Annotated in this window: 20 protein-coding genes; 12 read left to right on the top strand and 8 right to left on the bottom strand. The window is 70.2% G+C overall.

Annotated features, from left to right (window positions below; genetic code table 11):
* Positions 1–167: 167 nt before the first annotated feature.
* Both ABQE93_RS04400 and ABQE93_RS04395 read left to right on the top strand, forming a co-directional pair.
* Entirely contained in the window at positions 168–1,154 is a 987-nt protein-coding gene (locus ABQE93_RS04400; protein ID WP_448406048.1) for an LpqN/LpqT family lipoprotein, read from the top strand.
* Positions 1,155–1,231: 77 nt separating this feature from the next.
* Complete coding sequence (locus tag ABQE93_RS04395; protein ID WP_448406047.1) at positions 1,232–1,582, top strand: hypothetical protein; 351 nt, start codon at positions 1,232–1,234, stop codon at positions 1,580–1,582.
* Here ABQE93_RS04395 and ABQE93_RS04390 read toward each other — a convergent pair.
* Positions 1,579–2,193: a YqgE/AlgH family protein gene (locus ABQE93_RS04390; RefSeq protein ID WP_448406046.1), complete on the bottom strand. Its 615-nt coding sequence runs from the start codon at positions 2,191–2,193 to the stop codon at positions 1,579–1,581. The genes ABQE93_RS04395 and ABQE93_RS04390 overlap by 4 nt on opposite strands.
* Before the next feature lie 158 nt (positions 2,194–2,351).
* On the opposite strand from ABQE93_RS04390, the gene ABQE93_RS04385 reads away from it, so the two are divergent.
* Positions 2,352–3,593 (top strand): MFS transporter, encoded by a 1,242-nt coding sequence (locus tag ABQE93_RS04385; protein ID WP_448406519.1) that lies wholly within the window; start codon positions 2,352–2,354, stop codon positions 3,591–3,593.
* A gap of 5 nt (positions 3,594–3,598) precedes the next feature.
* Complete coding sequence (locus tag ABQE93_RS04380; protein WP_448406045.1) at positions 3,599–4,372, top strand: TIGR03084 family metal-binding protein; 774 nt, start codon at positions 3,599–3,601, stop codon at positions 4,370–4,372.
* 6 nt (positions 4,373–4,378) lie between these two features.
* Here the strand turns inward: ABQE93_RS04380 and ABQE93_RS04375 are convergent, their stop codons facing one another.
* Together ABQE93_RS04375 and ABQE93_RS04370 are read right to left on the bottom strand one after the other, a co-directional pair.
* A complete protein-coding gene (locus ABQE93_RS04375) occupies positions 4,379–4,864 on the bottom strand; it encodes a pullulanase (protein ID WP_448406518.1) in 486 nt (161 codons plus the stop codon).
* 17 nt (positions 4,865–4,881) lie between these two features.
* On the bottom strand, positions 4,882–6,357 hold the full coding sequence (locus tag ABQE93_RS04370; RefSeq protein ID WP_448406044.1) for a CCA tRNA nucleotidyltransferase: 1,476 nt from the start codon (positions 6,355–6,357) through the stop codon (positions 4,882–4,884).
* 85 nt (positions 6,358–6,442) lie between these two features.
* On the opposite strand from ABQE93_RS04370, the gene ABQE93_RS04365 reads away from it, so the two are divergent.
* The 8 genes from ABQE93_RS04365 (at position 6,443) to ABQE93_RS04330 (ending at position 17,308) form a co-directional block, all read left to right on the top strand.
* Positions 6,443–7,222, top strand: a complete 780-nt coding sequence (locus ABQE93_RS04365) for an NUDIX hydrolase (protein ID WP_448406043.1) — start codon at positions 6,443–6,445, stop codon at positions 7,220–7,222.
* Positions 7,219–9,624 (top strand): DUF6049 family protein, encoded by a 2,406-nt coding sequence (locus ABQE93_RS04360; RefSeq protein ID WP_448406042.1) that lies wholly within the window; start codon positions 7,219–7,221, stop codon positions 9,622–9,624. The genes ABQE93_RS04365 and ABQE93_RS04360 overlap by 4 nt, the downstream gene beginning before the upstream one ends.
* Positions 9,621–13,310: a murein biosynthesis integral membrane protein MurJ gene (murJ, locus tag ABQE93_RS04355; protein WP_448406041.1), complete on the top strand. Its 3,690-nt coding sequence runs from the start codon at positions 9,621–9,623 to the stop codon at positions 13,308–13,310. Before ABQE93_RS04360 ends, murJ begins: the two co-directional genes overlap by 4 nt.
* A gap of 64 nt (positions 13,311–13,374) precedes the next feature.
* Positions 13,375–13,944: an RNA polymerase sigma factor SigM gene (gene sigM, locus ABQE93_RS04350; protein WP_448406040.1), complete on the top strand. Its 570-nt coding sequence runs from the start codon at positions 13,375–13,377 to the stop codon at positions 13,942–13,944.
* Positions 13,945–13,981: 37 nt separating this feature from the next.
* The gene (locus tag ABQE93_RS04345) at positions 13,982–14,569 is read left to right on the top strand and encodes an RsmA family anti-sigma factor (RefSeq protein ID WP_448406039.1); all 588 of its coding nucleotides are present in this window, start codon (positions 13,982–13,984) and stop codon (positions 14,567–14,569) included.
* Positions 14,570–14,663: 94 nt separating this feature from the next.
* Entirely contained in the window at positions 14,664–15,635 is a 972-nt protein-coding gene (trxB, locus tag ABQE93_RS04340; RefSeq protein WP_448406038.1) for a thioredoxin-disulfide reductase, read from the top strand.
* Positions 15,636–15,650: 15 nt separating this feature from the next.
* Positions 15,651–15,977 carry a thioredoxin gene (trxA, locus tag ABQE93_RS04335; RefSeq protein WP_448406037.1) on the top strand — a complete coding sequence of 109 codons (327 nt, stop codon included), beginning with the start codon at positions 15,651–15,653 and terminating at the stop codon, positions 15,975–15,977.
* Positions 15,978–16,111: 134 nt separating this feature from the next.
* On the top strand, positions 16,112–17,308 hold the full coding sequence (locus ABQE93_RS04330; RefSeq protein WP_448406036.1) for an N-acetylmuramoyl-L-alanine amidase: 1,197 nt from the start codon (positions 16,112–16,114) through the stop codon (positions 17,306–17,308).
* Between the two features lie 5 nt (positions 17,309–17,313).
* Here ABQE93_RS04330 and ABQE93_RS04325 read toward each other — a convergent pair whose 3' ends face one another.
* From ABQE93_RS04325 to ABQE93_RS04305, 5 genes are all read right to left on the bottom strand, one after another.
* Positions 17,314–18,084, bottom strand: a complete 771-nt coding sequence (locus ABQE93_RS04325) for an acetyltransferase (protein ID WP_448406035.1) — start codon at positions 18,082–18,084, stop codon at positions 17,314–17,316.
* Between the two features lie 218 nt (positions 18,085–18,302).
* A complete protein-coding gene (locus ABQE93_RS04320) occupies positions 18,303–19,298 on the bottom strand; it encodes a ParB/RepB/Spo0J family partition protein (protein WP_448406034.1) in 996 nt (331 codons plus the stop codon).
* Positions 19,299–19,334: 36 nt separating this feature from the next.
* Positions 19,335–20,387 (bottom strand): ParA family protein, encoded by a 1,053-nt coding sequence (locus tag ABQE93_RS04315; protein ID WP_448406033.1) that lies wholly within the window; start codon positions 20,385–20,387, stop codon positions 19,335–19,337.
* A complete protein-coding gene (gene rsmG, locus ABQE93_RS04310; protein ID WP_448406032.1) occupies positions 20,384–21,064 on the bottom strand; it encodes a 16S rRNA (guanine(527)-N(7))-methyltransferase RsmG in 681 nt (226 codons plus the stop codon). Before rsmG ends, ABQE93_RS04315 begins: the two co-directional genes overlap by 4 nt.
* Before the next feature lie 68 nt (positions 21,065–21,132).
* Complete coding sequence (locus ABQE93_RS04305) at positions 21,133–21,687, bottom strand: Jag family protein (protein ID WP_448406031.1); 555 nt, start codon at positions 21,685–21,687, stop codon at positions 21,133–21,135.
* Positions 21,688–21,708: the final 21 nt, after the last annotated feature.

Here is a 21,708-nt window from a genome sequence, read left to right as displayed (position 1 = left end):
TATAAGCCCGCGGATTTCGTCTGCGTCGGCCACGGGTTGGTATCGGTTGCGTTGCGGACAAGTCAGAACAAGGTTGCAGGTCGGTTCCGGCTCTAGTGGCTAACGCGCCGGTCTGGATACAGTCGGCGCCTGGCGTGCACCACGGCTGTACGGAAGGACCGACCTCAATGATCGAGATCGCCCGCCGCTGGCGGGTTCTGGCTTCAGGAGCCGCTGTCGCGACGGCTGGTGTGGTGGGCCTCGCGGGCACCACCGCCTCCGCTCAGCCGGTGGCTCCGCAACCGCCGCTGCCGGCGCCGGCCACTGTGACACAGACGGTTACGGTGACGCCCAACGCCGCGCCGCAGGCCCTCGGTCAACCCGGTGTGAGTTCCGCCACTGGCGTCGCGCAAAACGGGATCGCCGCACCCGCCGCCGCACCTGTTGCGTCCGCCGCCGCGCCCGTCGCACCCGCCGCGCCCGTCGCGCCCGTCGCGGCACCCGCGCCGTCCCCGCAGATCGCGATCACCCCGGCGGCGTCCGGCACGCTGCGCGAGTTCCTCGAGTCCAAGGGCGTCACGCTCGAACCGCAGCGCAGCGACGGTTTCACGGCGCTCAACATCGTGCTGCCCCTGCCGCGCGGGTGGTCCCACGTCCCCGACCCCAACGTGCCCGACGCGTTCGCGGTGATCGCCGACCGGGTCGGCGGCAACGGGCTGTACACGTCCAACGCCCAGGTGACCGTCTACAAACTCCTCGGTGACTTCGATCCGATCGAGGCCATCAGCCACGGCTTCGTCGACAGCCAGCAACTGCCCGCGTGGCGCTCCACCGACGCGTCGTTCGCCAACTTCGGCGGCATGCCGTCGTCGGTGATCGAGGGCACCTACCGGCAACACTCGATGACGCTGAACACGTCGCGGCGCCACGTCATCGCCACCGCTGGCCCGGACCGCTATCTCGTCTCGCTGGCCGTGACCACCAGCATCGACCAGGTGGTGCCCGCCGCCGACGCCACCGACGCCATCGTTCGCGGCTTCAAGGTGAGCGTTCCGGCCCCGGCGGCTCCCCCCGCCGCGCCCCCGGCACCGGGCGCGGCACCGGCACCTGTCGCGCCGGCACCGCCCGCGTCAGCGCAGGTGTCGCACGCGCTTGCGCACACGGGGCCCAACTAGGGCTCCCGCGATGGACATGTCCCCCGGGCGAAGCCTGGCGCCCGGGGGACACCATCACGTCTCGTATTGTGTGGCACATGTTGGTCGCCGGAATCCTCTGCCTCTGTACCGCAGTGGCGTCCGCGGCGGCGGCGGCGTGGCTGCTGAGCCGGCCGCGCTCCGATGACCCCGCGCAGCAGGTGCTGCGCTCGCTGGTGCCCACCCAGTTCGCCGCCGCGGTGATGCTGGCCGTGGGCGGGGCCGTCGCGCTGACCACCGAACCAGGCACCGCGCTGATCGTGATGGCCGTGTGCGTGATCGGCGCCGTCGGCACGGTGGGCGCCGGGTGTTGGCAGAGCGCGAAGAACCTGGCCCGCGTCGGCGCGGAGTCGGCCGCGACGGGCGCGTGCGGCGGCGCCTGCGCCACCTGCACGCTGTCCTGCAGTTAGTTGCGGCTGATGTCGATCGGGTGGGTGGCCAACAGCGACCGCGGCAGCGGCTGACGGCGCAGCACCCGCGCCCACAGGTCCACCCGCGGCTCGACCAGAACGTCAGAGGGCAACGCGGACAACACAATCCAGTCGTCGCGCTCGATCTCGCCCTCGAGTTGACCGATCGTCCAGCCCGAGTAGCCTGCGAAGATCCGCACGCCCTCGACCGCAGGCGCGATCGAGTCCGGGTCGGCGTCGAGGTCCACCATCGCCATCCGGCCCTGCACATGCCGCAGCCCCGGTGACCTGTCGGCGTCCACGCCGACCCGCATCGTCGCCAGGCACAACGCCGCGTCGCGCTTGACCGGCCCGCCGATGAACATCGTCTTGGGCTTCGTGGCCAGCTTCGCCCACTGCGGCAACACGTTGTACACCGCTGTCTCGCTCGGCCGGTTCAGCACCACCCCGAGGGTGCCGCCGTCGTTGTGTTCGACGATGTAGATGACGCTGCGCCGAAACGTCGGCTCCAACAGATCGGTGTTGGCCAGCAGCAGAGTTCCGGCCCGTACCCGATGCGCCGCGGGGGCGACCCCCTCTCTGCGGTCCTCCGGTTCATCCGACTGCGCCACATATCCATCATGGCACCAGCAACCAAACAACGTGGAGAACAAGCGCGGCCCGCCGCGAGATTTGTACTGTGGGTCCGGTCCCCGATCCGCACAACCAGGACGTGATCCCGCTGGCCGACCTTCGCGCACCCGTCACCCTGTGGCGCTCGGTGCGCGGCATGTCCGAATTCTGGCGGCTGCTCCAACTCCGGGTGGTCAGTCAGTTCGGCGACGGGCTGTTCGCGGCCGCGCTCGCCGGCGCGATCCTGTTCAACCCTCAGCGCGCCGCCGAGCCGTGGGCGATCGCCGGCGCGTTCGCGGTGCTGTTCCTGCCCTACTCGCTGCTCGGCCCGTTCGCCGGTGCGCTGCTGGACCGTTGGGATCGGCGCGCGGTCCTGGTCGGCGCCAACGCCGGGCGGCTGCTTCTGGTGTTGACCGTCGCGGCGCTGCTCGAGTCGGGCGCAGGTGAGCTGCCGATCCTGTTCGGCGCGCTGATCGTCAACGGCTTCACCCGGTTCGTCTCCTCGGGCCTTTCGGCGGCGCTGCCGCACGTGGTGCCCCGGGATCAGGTGGTGGCGATGAACTCGGTCGCGGCGGCCACCGGGGCGGTCGCGGCGTTTCTCGGCGCCAACTTCATGCTGCTGCCGCGCTGGCTGTTCGGCGCCGACGACGCCGGTGCCGCAGCAATCATCTTGATCGTCGCGGTTCCGGTGGGGCTGGCGCTGTGGTTGTCATGGCGCTTCCGCCCGCGCGTCCTCGGTCCCGACGACAGCGCCCGCGCGGTGCACGGATCGGCGTTCTACGCGGTGGCCACCGGCTGGGTGCACGGCGCGCGGACGGTCGCGGCGGTCCCGACGGTGGCCGCGACGCTGTCCGGGCTGGCCGCGCACCGAATGGTGTTCGGTATCAACAGCTTGCTGGTCCTGGTGATCGTGCGCCACAGCGACACCCAGGCCGTCGCCGGGCTGGGCGCGGCGGTGCTGTTCGTGGCCGCCACCGGCGCCGGATCGTTTCTCGCTGCGCCCGTCACGCCGATCGCCGTGCGCCGATGGGGCCGTTACGCCACCGCCAACGGGGCGCTGGTGTGCGCCGCGGTGATCCAGCTGGCCGGTTCGGGGCTGTGGCTTCCGGTCATGGTGGTGTGCGGTTTCTTGCTCGGGCTGGCGGGTCAGGCCGTCAAGCTGTGCGCCGACAACGCCATGCAGCTCGACGTCGACGATGCGCTGCGCGGGCACGTGTTCACCGTGCAGGATTCGCTGTTCTGGGTGTCGTTCATCGCGGCGATCACGTTGTCGGCCATGGTGATTCCGCCGGACGGGCGCCAACCAGCGTTGGCGTTGGCCGGTGTCGGCGTCTACCTGGTCGGGTTGGCCGCCCACGCTGTGCTCGGCCGACGGGGCCGGCCGGTGGCGATACAGTGACGGCCATGTCTGCTGCCGCGCCGATGGTCGCCGATCTGCGAGCCGAGAGCGACGAGCTCGACGCCCTGGTGGCCGACCTCACGCCGGAGCGCTGGGCGACGCCGACGCCGGCGCCCGGGTGGAGCATCGCCCATCAGATCGCGCACCTGCTGTGGACCGACCGTGTCGCGCTGACCGCCGTGACCGACGAGGACGCGTTCGCGGCCGTGCTGGCCGAGGCGGGCAAGGATCCGTCCGGCTTCGTCGACGCGGGCGCCGAGGAGCTGGCCGCCGCCCCGCCGCAGCGCCTGCTGGCTGACTGGCGCGACACCCGCAACCGGTTGCACGACGAACTGCTTGCCGTGGTCGACGGCCGCAAGCTGCCGTGGTTCGGGCCGCCGATGAGCGCCGCGTCGATGGCGACCGCGCGGCTGATGGAGACCTGGGCGCACGGCCTCGACGTCGCCGACGCGCTCGGGGTGCGTCGGCCGGGCACCGCGCGGCTGCGCTCGGTCGCCCACATCGGGGTGCGCACCCGCGACTTCGCGTTCGCGATCAACGGGCTTGCGCCGCCGCAGGATCCGTTCTACGTGCAGTTGCGGGCGCCCGACGGGTCGACGTGGTCGTGGGGGCCCGAGGATGCGGCGCAGCGGGTCACCGGTGCGGCCGAGGACTTCTGTCTGCTGGTCACCCAGCGCCGGCCGCGCGCCGAGCTGGACGTCTCGGCCACCGGTGCCGATGCGGAGACGTGGTTGGGTATCGCGCAGGCGTTCGCCGGCCCACCCGGGCCGGGCCGCTGACGCGCGTCACGACAGCTCGTCGGCGCCGTCGGCCTTACCGTCCCCGTCGGCGTCGGACAGCTTCACATCCCAGCGGCCGTCGCCGTCGGCATCCACGTACGCGTCGGCGTCGCCGAACGCCAGGTCGGCCAGCCCGTCGCCGTCGGCGTCCGATAACCGGTCGTTGAGTTGGCCGTCGCCGTCGATGTCGACCATCGGCCCGCCGAACTGTTCGGTGCCGTCGAGCCGGAACCACCGCAGACCCCGGTCCACGGCCACCGCCCAGGTGCCGGTGCCGTCGTCGGTGAAGTACGCCGCATCGCCGTCATGGTCGCGCACCAGATGCTCGGCGAGGCCGTCCCCGTCGAGGTCGGCCATCGCGTCGTCGCGCAGCCCGTCACCGTCGATATCCAGCCCGACCGCGTCGAGCACACCGTCGTCGTCCACGTCCACATCGGGCGCCGCGGTCCACATGGTGGCCGAACCGTCCCCGTCGCCAAGGCAGTAGTCCATACCCTTTCGACGCAGCACTACGGTCTGGCGTTCCACCACTTCCACAACTCGTCGACGGCCTCGTCGTGCGACAGCGGCCCGCGCTCCAGCCGCAGCTCCTTCAGGTGGCGCCAGGCCTCACCGACTTCGGGGCCCGGGGGTATGCCGAGAATCGACATGATCTCGTTGCCGTCAAGGTCGGGCCGCACCCTGGCCAGGTCCTCCTTCTCGGCCAGTTCGGCGATCCGCTGCTCGAGGTCGTCGTAGTTGGCCTGCAGCCGCGCGGCGCGACGCTTGTTGCGGGTGGTGCAGTCGGCGCGCACCAGCTTGTGCAGCCGGGGCAGCAGGTGTCCGGCGTCGGTGACGTAGCGGCGCACCGCCGAGTCGGTCCACCGACCGCCGCCGTAACCGTGGAACCGCAGATGCAGGTACACCAGCTGGGACACGTCCTCGATCATCTGCTTGGAGTACTTCAGCGCCCGCATGCGTTTGCGCACCATCTTGGCCCCGACCACCTCGTGGTGGTGAAAGCTCACCCCGCCGTCGGGTTCGAGCTTGCGGGTCGCGGGTTTGCCGATGTCGTGCAGCAACGCCGCCCACCGCAACACCAGGTCGGGCCCGCCCTGTTCATCCCCCGAGTCACTTCGCTCCTGCCCCCTGGGACCCTCCAGCGCGATCGCCTGCCGCAGCACGGTCAGCGAATGCCAGTAGACGTCCTTGTGCTGATGGTGCTCGTCGATGGCCATGCGCATCGCCCCGACCTCGGGCAGCACCACCTCGCCGAGACCGGTCTGCACCATCAGGTCGATACCGGCGACCGGGTCGGCGCCCAGCAGCAGCTTGTCCAGCTCGGCGGCCACCCGTTCGACGGTGATCCGGCCCAGCTGCGGCGCCATCTCGACCAGCGCCTCGAGCACCCGCGGCGCCACAGTGAACTGCAGCTGGGAGACGAACCGCGCCGCCCGCAACATCCGCAGCGGATCGTCACCGAACGACGTCTCCGGCGCCGACGGGGTGTCGAGCACCCGTTCGCGCAGCGCCGCCAGCCCACCCAGCGGGTCGTGGAATTCAGCAGGACCGTCGGCGGTCACGCGCACCGCCATCGCGTTGACGGTGAAATCGCGGCGCACCAGGTCGTCTTCGAGCCGGTCGCCGAACCGCACCTCGGGGTTACGCGACACCTGGTCGTAGGTGTCGGCGCGAAACGTCGTGATCTCCAGGCGGTGGCCGTCCTTGCCGACGCCGAGCGTGCCGAACTCGATCCCGGTGTCCCACAGCGCGTCGGCCCACGGCCGCAGGAGCTTCTGCATCTGCTCGGGGCGGGCGTCGGTGGTGAAGTCCAGGTCCCCGCGGGTCTCCCCCAGCAACGCGTCACGCACGCTGCCGCCGACGAGGTACAGCTCATGACCCGCGTCAGCAAAAACCTTGCCGACGTCGGCGAGCAGGTCGCGATGGCGGTTCAGCGTGACTTGCGCAGCGGCAAGCAGTTCGGCGTCGGAAGCTGATTCGGGCACGTTCGGACAGCATAATGTGCAACGGCTCTGTCACGACCGGTGAGTGCGGCCGGAGCGAAACTCTGTGGCAGCTACTATCGCTTGGGTGTCGGACGGCGAACAGGCCAAACCTCGACGGCGCCGCGGGCGACGTCGGGGCCGTCGTGCTGCCGGCCCGCCCGACGCCGCATCCCCGGCCCCCGACGCGACCCCGCTGCGCGCCAACAACGCCGGCAACGCCGGCAACGGGCAGCGCAAATCCCAGAAGTCGCGTCCGCGCCGACCGCCGGACCGGCTGCGCACCGTGCACGAGACGTCGGCGGGCGGCCTTGTCATCGACGGTATCGACGGCCCGAAGGACCACCAGGTCGCGGCGCTGATCGGGCGCATCGACCGGCGCGGCCGGATGCTGTGGTCGCTGCCCAAGGGCCACATCGAGCTCGGCGAGACCGCCGAGCAGACCGCGATCCGTGAGGTCGCTGAGGAGACCGGTATTCAGGGCAGTGTGCTGGCCGCGCTCGGCAGCATCGACTATTGGTTCGTCACCGAGGGCCGCCGGGTGCACAAGACCGTGCACCACTATTTGATGCGGTTCCTCGGCGGCGAACTGTCCGACGAAGACGTCGAGGTGAGCGAGGTGGCGTGGGTGCCGCTGATCGAGTTGCCGTCGCGGCTGGCCTACGCCGACGAACGCCGGCTGGCCGAGGTCGCCGGCGAGTTGATCGACCGGCTGCACGCCGACGGCCCCGCCGCGCTGCCGCCGCTGCCGCGGATGGCGCCGCGCCGGCGGCCGCAGACGCATTCGCATACCCGCAACCGTCGTCCTGACGAGCGTGCGCAACCTCAGCCCGGCCGGCGGACGAACGGCTGCGGACAGGGGCCGTGACGCGCACCGCGGCGGTGCCACGTGAGCGCACCCCGGCGGTGCTCCGCCTGTGCAGTGTCGTCCTGCTGCTGGTGCTGGTCGCCGCCCCGGTCGCGTTGCCCCGCGCCGCGGCCGCCGAGCCCGGCGCCACGCAGTTCTTGTCGGTGCAGATCGACCGGGTGACCCCGGAGGTGGTGACCACCACCAGCGAACCCACGGTCACCGTCACCGGAGCGGTGCTCAACGTCGGTGACCGCCCGGTGCGAGACGTGGTGGTGCGCCTCGAGGACGCCGCCGCGGTGACGTCGTCGCCCGGGTTGCGCACCAACCTCGCCGGCAACGTCGACCAGTTCGAGCCCGTCGGAGACTTCGTCACGCTGACCCCGGAACTGCAACGCGGCGAACAGGTTCCGTTCGAGCTGTCCTATCCGCTGCGGTCGTCGCAGCAGCCGTCGCTGGGCATCGACGAGCCCGGGGTGTACCCGGTGATGGTCAACGTCAACGGCACCCCGGACTACGGCGCCCCTGCGCGACTCGACGACTCGAGGTTTTTGCTGCCGGTGCTGGGGGTGCCGCCCGATGCGACGGCCGACTCGGTGGCCGACACGTTGACGTCGGTGGTGGCACCCGACACCTCCAACCCGGTGCGGCTGACCCTGCTGTGGCCGATCGCTGACGAACCGCGGCTGGCCGCGGGAGCCCCGGGCGGCACCACCCCGGTCCGGTTGATCGACGACGACCTGGCCACATCGTTGGCCCCGGGCGGGCGGCTGGACACCATGCTGTCGGCGATCGAGTTCGCCACCAGCCCCGAGGTCGACCCCGACGGGCAGATGCGCGCCACGGCGTGCCTGGCCGTTGACCCCGACCTGTTGGTCACCGTCAACGCGATGACGGGCGGATACGTCGTCAACACCGGCCCCGACGCCGGCCCGGGCACCCCGACCCGGCCCGGCACCGGCCAGGAAGCCGCGGTCGCCTGGCTCAACCGGCTCAAGGCGCTGGCGCAGCGGCTGTGTGTCGCGCCGACGACCTACGCCCAGGCCGATCTGGATGCGCTGCACCGCGTCGGCGACCCCGGGCTCAGCGCGATCGCCACCCGCACCGCCGGCGACATCGTCGACCAGTTGCTCGGCACCACCTCGCTGCGGGGGGCGACCCTGTTCGCCGACGGACCGCTGACCGGCCCGGCGGTGCGACTGCTGTCGGCCCAAGGCCGCACCGTCGCCGTCGCGGCGGCCGACTCCCCCACCAGCGACGACGGGTCGGACACCGGTAAGGCGGCCCCGCCGGACCTGACCCCGCAGCGCTACACGCCGCAGCTGGTCTCCGCGCCGTTCGACCCGGCCGTCGGCGCCGCGCTGGCGGGCGCGGGTACCGACCCGGTGTCGCCGTCGTATCTCGATCCGTCGCTCGAGATTGCGGTGCAGGACGACTCGCCGGTGGCGCGGCGGCTCTCCGCGCTGGGGGCGCTGTTGTGGCGGGGTTTGACCCCGGAGACCACGCCGCGCACCGAGATCCTGATGCCGCCGCTGAACTGGAGCCTGCAACCGGCCGACGCGCAGGCCATGCTCACCACGGTGGCCACCGCGATCAACGCCGGGCTGGCCGAACCCCGGCCGCTGCCCGCGTTGATCGCCGACGGCGACGCGATCCCGCCGCAACCGCAGGCCGGGCTGCCCGACGACGACCTCGGCAACTCGCGCGCCCGCTTCGACGATGCGGTGGTGTCGGGCATCGCCGCGGTCACCGGACGGTTGTGGGGGCTGACGGCGGCGCTGACCACCGATGTGCGCACTGGCCTCACCGGGCTGGCCTACACCGCGCCGCTGCGCGAGGACATGCTGCGCGCGCTGAGCCAGTCGGTGCCGCCGGCCGCGCGCAACGGGCTGGCGCAGCAGCGGTTGACGACGGTGGGGCGCACGGTCGAGGACATGTTCCACGCCGTCACCATCGTCAACCCCGGCGGCTCCTACACCTTGGCGACCGAGCACAGCCCGCTGCCGCTGGCGCTGCGCAACAACCTGCCGGTGCCGATCCGCGTGCGGCTCGACATCGACCCGCCGCCCGGGATGACGGTCACCGATATGGGGGTGATCGAGCTGCCGCCCGGCTACCTGCCGCTGCGGGTGCCGATCGAGGTGCACTTCACCCAGCGCGTGGCCGTCGACGTCGCGCTGCGCACCGCCGACGGGCTTCCGCTCGGTGAGCAGGTGCGGCTGTCGGTGCATTCCAACGCCTACGGGCAGGTGCTGTTCATCATCACGCTGTCGGCGGCCGCCGTGCTGGTGTTGTTGGCCGGGCGCCGGCTGTGGCACCGGTTCCGCGGGCAGCCCGACCGTGCCGACTTGGACCGCCCCGATCCGCTCGAGGTCGCGCTGCACTACGACGACGACCGCAGCCGCGCAAGCGAGGAGAGGTGAGCACCCCGGGCCCGCGCGCCCGGCCACGGCGTGCCGCGCCACCGGGCCCGCCGCCGTCGCGCAGAGCGGTGCGCCAACCCCCGCCCCGGCTGCCCCGCGGGCCCGCCCCCAGCCGAGGCGCGGGCCGACCGGAGCTGACCGACGCCGCGGTGGTGTCGCGGTCCTGGGGGATGGCGGTGGCGACGCTGGTCAGCCGGCTCACCGGGTTCGCCCGCATCGTGCTGCTGGCCACGATCCTGGGTGCCGCGCTGTCGAGTGCGTTCTCGGTGGCCTACCAGCTGCCCAACCTGATCGCCGCGCTGGTGCTGGAGGCGACGTTCACCGCGATCTTCGTGCCGGTGTTGGCGCGCGCCGAGCGCGACGACCCCGACGGCGGAACGGCTTTCGTGCGCCGCCTGGTCACGTTGGCGACCATCCTGTTGTTGATCACGACGGTGATCTCGGTGACGGCCGCGCCGCTGCTGGTCGACCTGATGCTGGGCAGCCAACCCGAGGTGAACCGTGATCTGACAACGGCTTTCGCTTATCTGCTGCTGCCTCAGGTGCTGTTCTACGGGTTGTCGTCGGTGTTCATGGCGATCCTCAACACCCGCAACGTGTTCGGGCCGCCTGCCTGGGCGCCGGTGTGCAACAACCTGGTGGCCCTGGCCACGCTCGGATTGTATGTGGCTGTGCCGGGCGAACTTTCGCTTGACCCCGTGCGGATGGGCAATCCGAAGCTGCTGGTGCTGGGCATCGGTATGACGTTGGGCACGGTCACCCAGGTGGTGGTGCTGCTGTTGGCGATTCGCCGCGAACGGATCAGCCTGCGCCCGCTGCTGGGCATCGACGACCGGATGAAGCAGTTCGGCGCGATGGCCGCCGCGATGCTGCTCTACGTGATGATCAGCCAGATCGGATTGATCGTCGGCAACCGGATCGCCGCCGGCGCAGCCGCTTCCGGCCCTGCCATCTACAACTACACGTGGCTGGTGCTGCAGCTGCCGTTCGGCATCATCGGGGTGACGGTGCTGACCGTGGTGATGCCGCGGTTGAGCCGCAACGCCGCCGCCAACGACGGCCCCGCGGTGCTTGCCGACCTGTCGCTGGCCACCCGGCTGACGATGGTGACGCTGATCCCGATCGTCGCGATGACCACGGTCGGCGGCCCGGCGATCGGCAGCGCGTTGTTCGCGTACGGCAATTTCGGCGACGTCGATGCCGGCTACCTCGGGATGGCGCTGACCCTCTCGGCGTTCACCCTGATCCCGTATGCCCTTGTGTTGCTGCAGCTTCGGGTGTTCTACGCCCGCCAGCAGCCGTGGATACCGATTGTGTTGATTGTCGTCATCACCGCGGTCAAGATCATCGGCTCGTTGCTCGCCCCGTACGTGACCGACGACCCCGACATGGTCGCCGGCTATCTCGGCACCGCCAACGGGTTGGGGTTCCTGGCCGGCGCCACCGTCGGCTACTTCCTGTTGCGCGCCGCGCTGGACCCGCCCGACGGGCGGTTGGTCAGCCTGCAGGTCGTGCGCAGCATTCTGGTGACGATCGCGGCGTCCTTGCTTGCCGGGCTGATCGCACACGTCGCCGACCAGCTGCTCGGCCTCGAGGACCTCACCCGCAACTGGGGCGGGGCGGGATCGTTGCTGCGGCTGCTTGCGCTGGGGCTGATCATGGCGCCGATCATCGTCGCCGTCCTGCTGGCCGCGCGGGTCCCCGACGCGCTGGCCGCGTTGGCGTTCGTGCGCCGCCGCCTCGGCCGACGCGCCTCGGCACCGCCGGTGCCCGACAAGCCACGGACACGTGGTCCACTCACGTACCCTCAACAGAGGAATTCGTTCGCGTCGGGGGGCCGACCCAACCGGTCTGACGTCCGCCGCGAACCCCCGGCTGCCTTTGCCGGGGACGGAATGCCGAAAGGACCAGCGGTGAGCGACGAACCCGCAGGCGGCACCACGCCCATTCCCGACACCTCCGCCACCACCAAGATTCCGCGGTCGCGACCGGAGGAGTTCCAGCCCGACGTGGCCGCCGACGACTTCCAGCCCGACGTCGCGGCCCGCGAGGAGACCACCGAGTTCGCCGCCGAGCGCGGCGAGGGTCCCGCGCGGGCACCGGTGTCGGGTCGGCCCCCGGCCGACTACGGCGGCGACCCGACCCGCGAGCCGGTCGCCTACGACCCGCCGCGGGAGCCCCCGATCGAGGCGGCCACCTCCGACGAGGACGTGCATCTGGTTCCCGGCGCCCTGATCGCCGGCGGCCGTTACCGGCTGCTGGTGTTCCACGGGGGCCCGCCCAACCTGCAGTTCTGGCAGGCGCTGGACACCGCGCTGGACCGGCAGGTCGCGCTGACCTTCGTCGACCCCGACGCGACGCTGCCCGACGAGCAGTTGCGGGAGATCCTGTCGCGCACGCTCAAGCTCAGCCGCCTGGAGATGCCCGGGGTGGCCCGGGTGCTCGACGTGGCCAACACCGGCTCGGGCGGATTGGTGGTCTCGGAGTGGATCCGCGGCGGCTCGCTGGCCGAGGTCGCCGACACGTCACCGTCGCCGATCGGCGGCGCTCGGGCCATCCAGTCGTTGGCGGCGGCCGCCGAGGCGGCCCACCGCTCCGGTGTCGCGCTGTCGATCGACCATCCCAACCGGGTGCGGGTGAGCATCGAGGGCGATGTGGCGCTGGCCTTCCCCGCGACGCTGCCCGACGCCAACCCCGAAGACGACATCCGCGGTATCGGCGCGGCGCTGTATGCGCTGCTGATCAACCGGTGGCCGCTGCCCGAGTCCGGGGTCCGCAGCGGCCTGGCCCCCGCCGACCTCGACCCCGCCGGCCAGCCCGTCGAACCGCGCGCGGTCGACCGCCAGATCCCGTTCCAGATCTCGGCGGCCGCCGCGCGGGCCGTGCAGGAAGGCGGCGGCATCCGCAGCGCCCCGACGCTGCTGAACCTGTTGCAGCAGGCCACCGCGATCGCCGACCGCACCGAGGTCATCTCCCCCGTCGAGGAAACCGCGCCGCCGTCGGCGTCGGCCACCGCCGCCGGGTCCACCGACGATCCAGAGATCGTGGCGCGCCGCCGCAAGGGGCTGATGGTCGGTCTGGCCGTCGGCGCCGCGATCATCGTGGTGGCGCTGGTGGTGCTGGGCTCGGTGCTGAGCAACATCTTCGGGGACGTCGGAGGCGGCCTCGGCGGTGACCGGCTGGGGCTCAACGCGCCGACCACCGCCCAGGACGAGGCCAGCCCCGCGGCGACCGGTGAGACGGTGAAACCTGTTTCGGCGACGGTCTTTTCACCCGAAGGAGAGGCCGACGCGCCGGCGCTGGCCGGGCTCGCCATCGACGGCGACTCGAGCACCGTGTGGCCCATCGACACCTACACCGACGCGGTGCCGTTCCCGAACTTCAAGAACGGCGTCGGGTTGATCCTGCAGTTGCCGCAGCCCACCACGGTCGGCGAGGTCACCGTCGACCTGAACAGCACCGGCACCGAGATCGAGATCCGCTCGGCGTCCACGTCGACCCCGTCGTCGCTGGCCGACACCACCGTGCTGACCCCGGCGACCCCGGTGAAGCCGGGCGAGAACACCATCAAGGTGGACGACGCGTCACCGACGTCGAACCTACTGGTCTGGGTGTCCAAGCTGGGTCAGGTCAACGGAGAGAGTCGCTCGGACATCGCCGAGATCACCGTCAAGGCAGCCGAGTAGCGGCTATCCCCAGCGGGGCAAAGATGTGTCATCGGCTGCCCCCGGCGCCGTTTAGTGTTCGGCTGTGGGGAGCTTCGACGGGCAGGCCGGACACCATCGCAGCGACGCGGACCTGCTGGCCGCCCACGTCGCCGGTGACCGCTACGCCTTCGAGGAGTTGTTCTACCGCCACCACCGTCAGCTGTACCGGCTGGCCCACCTCACCAGCCGCAACCCCGACGACGCCGCCGACGCGTTGCAGGACGCGATGCTGTCCGCGCACCGCAGGGCACGCACGTTTCGTCACGACTGCGCGGTGAGCAGCTGGCTGTATCGCATCGTCGTCAATGCGTGTCTGGATCGGCTGCGCCGCAACAAGTCTCACGACACCACCGCGCTGCCCGACGAAGAGTTCGCGATCGGCGATCCGACCTCGTCGGTGGACACCGCCATCGTGGTGGAGCGCGCGCTGATGCGGCTGCCGGTCGAGCAGCGCGCCGCGGTGGTCGCGGTGGACATGCAGGGCTATTCGGTGGCCGAGACCGCCGGTCTCCTCGGTGTGCCCGAGGGCACGGTGAAGAGCCGCTGCGCCCGCGCACGCACCAAGCTGGCCGAGGCGCTCGACTGCTTCGACAGCAGCGCGGGCGCACGCTGACCCAACGCTCGGCGCCCGGTGGTACAGACTGACGGCGATGGACCACGACGACGAGCTCGACCCGGCCTCGGCGCGGGTGCGCGAGGAACTCGCCCGCCTGGGTGCGGACGACGCGTCGGCTCCCGCGGTGCCCGGCGCGGTCACGGCCCGCATCGGCGCCGCGCTGCGGACCGCCAGCCCCGCCCACTCGGTGCGCCGACCCCGGTTCGGCCGATGGCAGCTGCTCGGCCTGCTCGTCGGGGTCGCCGCCGCGCTGGCCGGCAGCATCATCGGCGTCGTGATGCTCTCGGCTGACGATCCCCCGCCCGGCACCGATACCGGGCCGACGGCGCGCAGCATCACGGTGACGCAACACGTCGTCCCGCTGCCCGACGCCGAGATCCTCGCCCTGCTCGACCGGACGCCGGACTATGGCCCGCTGACCGATGCATCGCAGCGCGCCTCGTGCCTGGACCGGCTGGGATATTCGGGGGTGACGCCGCTGGGCGCGCGGCCTGTCGACATCGCGGGCGGGTCCGGGGTGCTGCTGCTGGTGCCCGGCCACCCCGACGACACCCTGGTCGCGCTGGTCGCGCCGCCCGACTGCGCCGGCCTGTTGGCCCACACCGTGCTTCGACGTCCATAACCTGTGCGGCAGGCCTGGCGAGCCACGTTGGGAACACCTGGGCTTAGGCTGGTGTTTGTACTCGTGCCGCCCCTTTTCCGGCAGAAAGGCGCTCATGACCTCGACATCCCCGGTGCATGACGTAATCGTCATCGGATCCGGCCCGGCCGGTTACACCGCCGCCATCTACGCGGCGCGTGCGCAGCTGTCCCCGCTGGTGTTCGAAGGCAGCCAGTTCGGCGGCGCCCTGATGACCACGACCGAGGTGGAGAACTATCCGGGCTTCCGCGACGGGATCACCGGCCCGGAGCTGATGGACGAGATGCGAGAACAGGCCCTGCGCTTCGGCGCCGACCTGCGCATGGAGGACGCGGACGCGGTGTCGCTGGACGGTGAGATCAAGACGGTCACCGTCGGCGACGAAACCCACCGGGCGCGCGCGGTGATCCTCGCGATGGGCGCCGCAGCACGCCACCTCGGGGTTCCCGGCGAGGAGGCGCTGATCGGGATGGGTGTGAGCACCTGCGCCACCTGCGACGGCTTCTTCTTCCGCGACGAGGACATCGTGGTCGTCGGCGGCGGCGACTCGGCCATGGAGGAGGCCACCTTCCTCACCCGGTTCGCCCGCAGTGTGACGATCGTGCACCGCCGCGACGAGTTCCGCGCCTCGCGGATCATGCTCGAGCGGGCCCGGGCCAACGAGAAGATCACCTTCGTCACCAACACCGAGGTCCTTGAGGTCGAGGGCAGCCCCAAGGTCAGCGGCGTGCGGCTACGCAACACCGTCACCGGTGAGGAGTCCAAGCTCGCGGTGACGGGTGTGTTCGTCGCGATCGGCCACGATCCGCGCTCGGAACTGGTGCGCGGTCAGGTGCACCTCGACGAGGACGGCTACGTGCTGACCAAGGGCCGCACCACCCACACCTCCGTTGACGGCGTGTTCGCCGCGGGCGACCTCGTCGACCGCGTCTACCGGCAGGCCATCACCGCGGCGGGCAGCGGCTGTTCGGCCGCCATCGACGCCGAACGTTGGCTGGCCGAAATCGGTTCTGCCCCAGCCGATGAAGAGACATCCACCCCTGCTTGATTGGAGTACGTTGCGATGGCTGAGACCACCGTCGAAGTGACCGACAACTCGTTTTCCACCGATGTGCTGTCCAGCAGCACCCCGGTGCTCGTCGACTTCTGGGCAACGTGGTGCGGCCCCTGCAAGATGGTCGCCCCGGTGCTCGAGGAGATCGCCGCCGAGAAGGCCGGTCAACTCACCGTCGCCAAGCTCGACGTCGACGCCAACCCGGCAACCGCCCGCGACTTCCAGGTGGTGTCGATCCCCACGCTGATCCTGTTCAAGGACGGCGCCCCGGTGAAACGCATCGTCGGGGCAAAAGGCAAGGCAGCGCTGTTGCGCGAGCTTGCCGACGTGGTCTGACGCCGGATTACCCGGCGGACACCCGCCTGGCGTTTTCTCGAATCCCGCCAGTGTCTGAGACAATGCTGGCTAAGTCCCTGATGCCTCGTCAGCGCGGGTGTCACCCCCTGACGACCGTGATCGAAAGGTCGACCATGTCGAGTCTGCGTCGCGGTGACCGTGGAGGCCCGGTCACCGAGATCCGGGCTGCACTGGCAGCGCTGGGCATGCTCGACAACCCCGACGAAGAGATCACCACGGGTCGCCACGTCGTCGCCGACTTTTTCGACGACGAACTCGACCGCGCGGTGCGTGCCTTCCAACAGCACCGTGGTCTGCTGGTCGACGGCATCGTCGGTGAAGCGACTTACCGTGCGCTGAAAGAAGCTTCGTACCGGCTTGGGGCCCGTACGCTCAACCACCAGTTCGGCGCGCCGATGTACGGCGACGACGTGGCCACCCTGCAAGCCCGGCTGCAGGATTTGGGGTTCTACACCGGCATGGTCGACGGCCACTTCGGTCTCGGTACGCACAACGCGCTGATGTCCTACCAGCGCGAGTACGGTCTGTACCCCGACGGCATCTGCGGTCCGGAAACGTTGCGGTCCTTGTACTTTCTGGGATCGCGTGTCACGGGCGGTTCGCCGCACGCGATCCGAGAGGAAGAGCAGGTGCGCCGGTCGGGGCCGCGGCTTTCGGGCAAGCGGATCATCATCGACCCCGGCCGCGGCGGCGCCGACCACGGGCTGATCATGCACAGTCCGGACGGGCCGATCAGCGAGGCAGACATCCTGTGGGACTTGGCCAGTCGGCTCGAAGGCCGGATGACCGCGATCGGCATGGAGACGTTCTTGTCGCGACCGGCCAACGGCGCACCCTCCGACGCTGAGCGGGCCGCGACCGCCAACACCGTCGGCGCGGACCTGATGATCAGCCTGCGCTGCGCCACCCAGGCCAGCCCGGCCGCCAACGGGGTCGCCTCGTTCCACTTCGGTAACTCGCACGGCTCGGTGTCCACCATCGGGCGCAACCTGGCCGACTTCATTCAACGAGAAGTGGTGGCCCGCACCGGATTACGCGACTGCCGCACCCACGGACGGACGTGGGATCTGCTGCGGTTGACCCGGATGCCCACCGTGCAGGTCGACGTCGGTTACGTCACCAACCCGCGCGACCGCGACATGCTGGTGTCGACCCAGACCCGCGATTCGATCGCCGAAGGCATCCTCGCCGCCGTCAAACGGCTCTACCTGCTCGGCAAAAACGACCGTCCCACAGGGACATTCACGTTCGCCGAACTGTTGGCGCACGAACTGTCCGTCGACAACGCCGGCCGGGTCAGCCGGTCCTGACCGGTTCACCCGGACGAGCGCGCACCCGCTCCGACCGGTTCCTTCAGCTCCACGGTTTCCAGCAGGCGTTCCAACGCGGCTTCCACGTCGGCCTTCCAGCCCAGCCCCTGTTCGAGTTCCAGCCGCAGCCGCGGAAAGTACGGGTGCTGGGCGACCACGACGAATCCGGCGTCGCGCAGCATGTCGACGCCCAGCACGCACTGATCCACCGCACAGTCCCCGAGTACCTCCACCACGGCCCGCAACGACGGCGACACCGCGAGTGGGTCGGCGAGTTCGCCGACGTCGGCGGTGTGCCCGAAGGCCTCCAAAGCGCGCGCGCCGCGACGGACCAGATCCCCGACGACGGCGGCAATCAGGCTGCGCGGCAATGTGTCAGCGTCGTCGCACGGCTCCACCCCCAGCGAGGTGAGCAAAACGGCGTCGGCGCTGACCGGCCCGGTCGGAAAGTGCCGCGCGCGCGGCACCGCAGTCGGCGGCGCGTAGAACGCGTAACCCAGGCACGGTTCGTCGCCACGCAGCGGCACCAAGTCGTCGTCGGCCCCGTCGCGGCACTGCACCGCGATCTGCGCGCACGGCCCCCACTCGAGCATGACCATCGACAGCCACGCTTCCTTCTCGAATTCGGGGTCCGACAGCGCGGCGTTTCGACCGGACGCAGCGGCGGCAGCGTCCTCCAGCGTCGACGGATCGACCTCCCAGTACACGCACCGGCGGGCGTGCTTGGGTAACTGCTCGAAGCCATCGAGCCGAAGAGGCGCGATCCGTGCTGACACTAAACTCTCCGGGTTCCACGCGGTACCGAGATGCTCGGGTGCCACTCCAGGATAGAAGGCTCCGGCGCCGACGGCCCAGTTTCTTCACTGCATGCCGCGATGCACCGTCGTTGAGCCGAAAAAGGCTGCAGCCCAGCGGAATTCACCTGCGCGAGGTGCGCTTGCGGTTTGCTGCCGGATGCCAGTGTCACAGTGACGTAATTACCGCGGGTGGTAGTTCAGCGCTCGGCCGCGGTCATCAAGTCGACGATGCGTTGTAAATCGTCGACCGACCCGAACTCGACCACAATCTTGCCTTTGCGTTTGCCGAGGCTGACCGTGACGCGGGTGTCGAACGATGTGGAGAGCCGTTCAGCAACGTCCTGCAGGCCGGGCATCTGGATCGGCTTGCGTCGTGGCGCGCTCGGGGCCGCATCGTCGGAGCGATTGGCCAGCGTGACCGCTTCCTCGGTGGCGCGCACGGACAACCCTTCGGCGACGATCCGCGCGGCCAACTCCTCCTGCTTTTCCGGGCCACCCTCCAGCGACAGCAGCGCGCGGGCGTGGCCGGCCGACAGCACGCCGGCGGCGACTCGGCGCTGTACCGCGATCGGCAACCGCAGCAGCCGGATCATGTTGGTGATCAACGGCCGCGACCGGCCGATGCGGGCGGCCAGTTCATCGTGGGTGACCCCGAACTCGTCGAGCAGCTGCTGATAGGCGGCCGCTTCCTCGAGCGGGTTCAGCTGCACGCGGTGGATGTTCTCCAACAGCGCGTCGCGCAGCATGCTGTCGTCGGTGGTCTCACGGACGATCGCGGGAATGGTGTCCAGGCCGGCCTGCTGCACGGCCCGCCACCGGCGCTCCCCCATGACGAGTTGGTAGCGCGGGCTTTCCCCCCGCTCGCCGGGCAGGCTGCGCACGACGATCGGCTGCATGAGGCCGAACTCGCGGATGGAGTGAATGAGCTCGGAGAGGGCTTCCTCGTCGAAGACCTGGCGCGGCTGGCGCGGGTTGGGTTCGATGGCGGCCGGGTCGATCTCGCGGTAGACCGCGCCGACGTCGTTGGTGGTGGTGGGGGTCGCGCCGTCGATCGAGCCGCCGATGACGACATCGGCGGCCGCGTCGCCCATCCGCGGCCCGTACGACGACGTGTCGTCGTCGGCCGGCCCGGTGGGGATCAGCGAAGCCAGCCCGCGGCCGAGGCCGCTGCGCCTGCGTGACGATTGGGTCATTGCACTTTCTCCCCTACTCCTCGAACCTGCGCCCGCTCATCGGCCGTGGCTCCGTTCGGCGATCTGGCCCCGTTCGGCGATCTCCCGGCTCGCGTCCAGATAGCTCATCGCGCCCCGCGAGCCCGGGTCGTAATCGAGGATCGTCATCCCGTAACCGGGCGCCTCGGAGACCTTGACGCTGCGCGGGATGACGGTCCGCAATACCTTATCGCCGAAGTGTGACCGAACATCGGCAGCAACCTGGTCGGCGAGTTTGGTGCGCCCGTCGTACATCGTCAGCACCACGGTGGTGACATCGAGTTGGGGGTTCAGGTGCGCCTTGACCATCTCGATGTTGCGCAACAACTGCCCCACCCCTTCGAGTGCGTAGTACTCGCACTGGATCGGGATGAGCACCTCGGGGGCGGCCACCAAAGCGTTGATCGTCAACAGGCCCAGCGACGGTGGGCAGTCGATGAAGACGTAGTCGAAGTCGTAGTCCTTGAGCCCGGCGAGCGCGCTGCGCAACCGGCCTTCCCGGGCCACCATGCTGACCAGTTCGATCTCGGCACCGGCGAGGTCGATGGTCGCCGGCACGCAGTAGAGCCGTTCACTGTGCGGGCTGCGTTGCAGCGCGTCCTGCAGTGGTATGTCGCCGATCAACACTTCATAAGAGGACGGCGTGCCGGGTCGGTGTTCGATTCCCAACGCGGTGCTGGCGTTGCCCTGGGGGTCGAGGTCGATGACCAATGTGTTGAGGCCCTGCAGGGCGAGCGCCGCCGCGACATTGACCGCGGTGGTCGTCTTGCCGACCCCGCCCTTCTGGTTGGCGATCGTAAAGACACGTTGGCGGGGCGGCCGCGGTAGCCGGCCCTTCGCGGCGGCGTGTAAGAGGCGCACGGCCCGCTCGGCCTCCGCGCCGATCGGAGTGTCGACTGCCGCCGGGCCCGACCAGTCCTCGGCCGGCGGTGCCGAGGGATCCCATGTTTCACGTGAAACGTTCTCGCGTGCTGTCGATGTTTCACGTGAAACACCGGCGCCTTGGGGCGTGGCGGCGTCCGCGCCGGAGCCCTCCGGCCCGGTCCCGCCGCCCTCAGGAACCGAACTCATCCTCTTCTCCTGCCCGTTGAGCGGTGTGCCCTCGGAGTGCGTCGCCGCGCCACCACGACGGTCGCGGGTGGATCCACGAAATCCGCGCCACATTTGATCACCCTCACATCGGCGGCACCCAGTGCCGTCATTCCACGCCGGTGGTCTCGGACCTCCTCCTCGGCCCGCTCCCCCTTGATCGCTAGCATCCGCCCGTCGACGCGCAACAGCGTCATGCTCCACTTCGTCAGCTTGTCCAACGACGCCACCGCGCGCGACACCACAACATCCATCTCCCCCACCTGGCGCCGAACCGTCGCCTCCTCGGCCCGGCCCCGCACCACCCTCACGTCGAGAGCCAACTCGTCGATCACCTCGGTAAGAAAGTCGCTGCGGCGCAGGAGTGGTTCCACCAGGGTCATGCGGAGGTCCGGGCGAGCCAACGCCAACGGTATCCCGGGCAACCCGGCGCCGCTCCCGATGTCGGCGACATTGGCGCCCGGTTCGATGAGTTCACCGACCGCGGCGCTATTGAGAAGGTGTCGGTCCCATAGCCGGCCCACTTCGCGGGGTCCGATCAACCCCCGCTCGACGCCGGCACCGGCGAGGAGTTCGGCGTACCGCTGGGCTGCCTCGACCGCCTCGCCGAACAAGGCCTCGGCGGCCGCTGGCGCCGCCGACACCTCGCTATGTTTCACGTGAAACATCCTCCGGATCTCGCGCGCCGGCGTTGCCGTCAAAACTACATCGATGTAACTCGCCGCGATCAGTCGATCAGAACGACCACGCGCCGCGACGGCTCGACGCCCTCGCTTTCGCTGTGCACCCCGTCGATCCCGGCGACGGCGTCGTGCACGATCTTGCGCTCGAACGGCGTCATCGGCGAGAGCTCCTCGCGTTCCCCGGTCTCGAGCACCCGCCGCGCCACCTTCTCGCCCAGAGCGGTCAACTCGTCGCGACGCCGGCGGCGCCACCTCGCGATGTCGAGCATCAGCCGGCTGCGCTCACCGGTCTTCTGGTGCACCGCCAGCCGGGTCAGTTCCTGCAACGCGTCGAGCACCTCGCCCTTACGACCGACCAACTTGCTGAGGTCCCCGCCGCCGTCGATGCTGACGACCGCACGGTCCTCCTCCACATCCAGATCGATGTCGCCGTCGAAGTCGAGCAGATCCAAGAGCTCCTCGAGATAGTCGCCGGCGATCTCGCCTTCGGCGACTAGACGCTCCTCCAGGTCGTCCTCGACGGTCGGCGCGGCGGCCTCGCCGTCGTCCGCTCCGCCGGTCAGCTCCTCGTCGCGCTCGGTCGTCTCAGCGTCCGTCATGACTGTGTCTCTCCTCATTCC

Source organism: Mycolicibacterium sp. XJ662, from assembly GCF_053484035.1.
Note: the sequence above shows the minus strand (reverse complement) of the source record. Positions and strands in the feature narration are given on the sequence as shown.

What these genes read in the sequence shown, in the direction of transcription:
- ABQE93_RS04345 (WP_448406039.1), top strand. Translation starts at nt 13,982, where the DNA reads ATGGACCACGACGACGAGCTCGACCCGGCCTCGGCGCGGGTGCGCGAG.
- ABQE93_RS04320 (WP_448406034.1), bottom strand. Translation starts at nt 19,298, where the DNA reads ATGACCCAATCGTCACGCAGGCGCAGCGGCCTCGGCCGCGGGCTGGCT.
- ABQE93_RS04380 (WP_448406045.1), top strand. Translation starts at nt 3,599, where the DNA reads ATGTCTGCTGCCGCGCCGATGGTCGCCGATCTGCGAGCCGAGAGCGAC.
- ABQE93_RS04400 (WP_448406048.1), top strand. Translation starts at nt 168, where the DNA reads ATGATCGAGATCGCCCGCCGCTGGCGGGTTCTGGCTTCAGGAGCCGCT.
- trxB (WP_448406038.1), top strand. Translation starts at nt 14,664, where the DNA reads ATGACCTCGACATCCCCGGTGCATGACGTAATCGTCATCGGATCCGGC.
- ABQE93_RS04315 (WP_448406033.1), bottom strand. Translation starts at nt 20,387, where the DNA reads ATGAGTTCGGTTCCTGAGGGCGGCGGGACCGGGCCGGAGGGCTCCGGC.
- ABQE93_RS04375 (WP_448406518.1), bottom strand. Translation starts at nt 4,864, where the DNA reads ATGGACTACTGCCTTGGCGACGGGGACGGTTCGGCCACCATGTGGACC.
- ABQE93_RS04385 (WP_448406519.1), top strand. Translation starts at nt 2,352, where the DNA reads ATGTCCGAATTCTGGCGGCTGCTCCAACTCCGGGTGGTCAGTCAGTTC.
- ABQE93_RS04330 (WP_448406036.1), top strand. Translation starts at nt 16,112, where the DNA reads ATGTCGAGTCTGCGTCGCGGTGACCGTGGAGGCCCGGTCACCGAGATC.
- trxA (WP_448406037.1), top strand. Translation starts at nt 15,651, where the DNA reads ATGGCTGAGACCACCGTCGAAGTGACCGACAACTCGTTTTCCACCGAT.
- ABQE93_RS04305 (WP_448406031.1), bottom strand. Translation starts at nt 21,687, where the DNA reads ATGACGGACGCTGAGACGACCGAGCGCGACGAGGAGCTGACCGGCGGA.
- ABQE93_RS04395 (WP_448406047.1), top strand. Translation starts at nt 1,232, where the DNA reads ATGTTGGTCGCCGGAATCCTCTGCCTCTGTACCGCAGTGGCGTCCGCG.